This window comes from Pseudomonas syringae group sp. 26L6, assembly GCF_032587815.1.
In the GTDB taxonomy this organism is placed as follows: domain Bacteria; phylum Pseudomonadota; class Gammaproteobacteria; order Pseudomonadales; family Pseudomonadaceae; genus Aquipseudomonas; species Aquipseudomonas amygdali.
The window spans coordinates 1-1942 of record NZ_JAWHPJ010000051.1; the positions used below are offsets into that span (position 1 = coordinate 1).

The following is a 1942-nucleotide window of genomic DNA, read 5'->3' on the forward strand; positions in this document are numbered from 1 at the left end:
TCGGTCGTTTGCCGACCGGACCTTGGCATTGGCGCTGTTTGCATTACCTTTGGCTGACGCAAGAGTCTGGCTGGCTTTGGCGACGGCGTTCGCAGCGCCATCTGCGGCGCTTTGCAGGTTTTCAAAGATCCCGACCAGCGCCGCTGTTGTAGCTTTGCCGTTGTTGATCAGGAAGAAGTTCTGCAGGCTGTCGCCCGCCAGCAAGTTAGCGAGGGTGGTGGCGTCCAGTGTGACTTGGGCGATAGGGTCAGGCGCTGGCTGAGCCTCGAAACGGGCCAGTTCGGTGGCGCGAAAACGGCCGTCGCCTTTGTTCTCGTCATCTGTAACCGGCATGACATAAGGCGCGCAAGCGGTCTGTAGATCGCATTCGGGCCAGAGCATGAGGTGCAGGGACGATGTGTCAACGCTGGCCGTCTGGTTCAAAAACTTCTGCCCAAGGCTCACGGCCTGATCCCATACCCCAACACCCGTGACCGCATCCACCATGTCGCCACCGGGTGCCAACGGATCGACGTTGGATGGCAGCAGCGCGAGAGTTGCCAGCGTCCGACTCAATTCATACATCGCCGCCACGTAGTCGAAACCTTCAAGGCTCAGGTGATCCGCCAGCATTTGCTCCGTGGCGCTTTGTTTAAGGCTGGCGACCAGCGCGTCCTGAGCACTGAGCATGTGCCGCCAGACCACCGCGCGCTGGACCGTGGCAGTGCATTGGTTGATCGCTCGCCTGCCAGGCTCATGCAGCTTGGCCATCGCCGCATGCAGCGGGTTTTCCTGACCGCGAATACTGCGCGGCACCACCAGTTGTTGCACCAGCAACGCGCTGGCATGGTGTGGGTGAAGAACGGCGTATCGGGCGCACAGCGCGAACAGTTGCTGGCACGTATCGACACGTTGTCGCAGATAACGCAGGCGATAGCAGGCATCGTCCAGCAGCACACCGCAGACCTGCCGCTGGCGGGCGTTTTCCAGCACATCGACGACACCGGCCTGCGCTTCCCAGAGCACGCCCGCATCGACGGGCTCGGCATCCGCTGCGATCGGCAAACTGGCGAGCAGCGCGTCGGCCATCGCTGTCAGCTCCAGGTGCCTGACATCCTGCACAGCAACACCTCTGCCAGCCTGAGCGAGAAATGCCTTGGCTTCTCTGAAGGACTCGACCGGATACTGCCCCGAGAGATCACACAGATACCGCGCCGGATGATCGAGCAGCCTTTCATAACCGGGCTGGCGGGCGCGCTGCGGTGCAGCCAGGCTGACCGGGAACGCGTTGTATTGCAGATTCAGCCGGGTCGCCTTGATCGGGGCGATGAGTGCCTGGGCGACAGGGTTTTTGGCATCAAAGCCAGAAAACGCATCGAGCATCGCCTTGCCATCGGGCTTGCCCTTGTATAGGTCCGTGAAGCGCATTTTCGACCCGCTCAGGTCAGGGCTGTTGCAGCGCTGATCTCTTGAAGCCGCGTCTTTTTCCAGACGCTCAAGGCGTGCCGCGCTGAGCTGTATTTCCGAGAAACACAACTGTAGCGTCTGCACATGCCGATTGTTCCAGAGTGCCGGCAGCCAGATGTCCTCAAGCGCCTGGCCAGTGGCCTTGCGGTCGCCCGCTAGAAACCCGTTTTGCTGACGATATCGGGCCACGTCGATGTCGTGATACGTGTTGCCGGTTTCGCTGACGTGGATCTCCAGCTCGCGCCACAGCTTCTCCTGATAAAACACATACACATAACCCGCGCGAGCCAGCACCGGTGTACCCATATCGTCCACCGTTTTCGAACCGGGCAATGCCACGAACGGTAATACCGGAACGATCTGGTTGAACTGCGCATCGGCCTGTCGCGGCGTGACTTTCGTGCCGCTGAGCAATGGCAGGCGAATCGGCTCGCCTTCAAGGGTCGCGATCTGCAGATGAAGGTGCGTGCCCTCGATGTGATCCCAGACCTTCAGG

General features: G+C 60.8%; 1 protein-coding gene. It reads right to left on the reverse strand.

Going from position 1 to position 1942, the window contains the following annotated elements; all coding sequences use genetic code 11:
* A partial coding sequence (locus RYA97_RS20035; protein WP_316892989.1) for a toxin VasX occupies nt 1-1941 on the reverse strand: 1941 nt, incomplete at its 3' end.
* Nucleotide 1942: the final 1 nt, after the last annotated feature.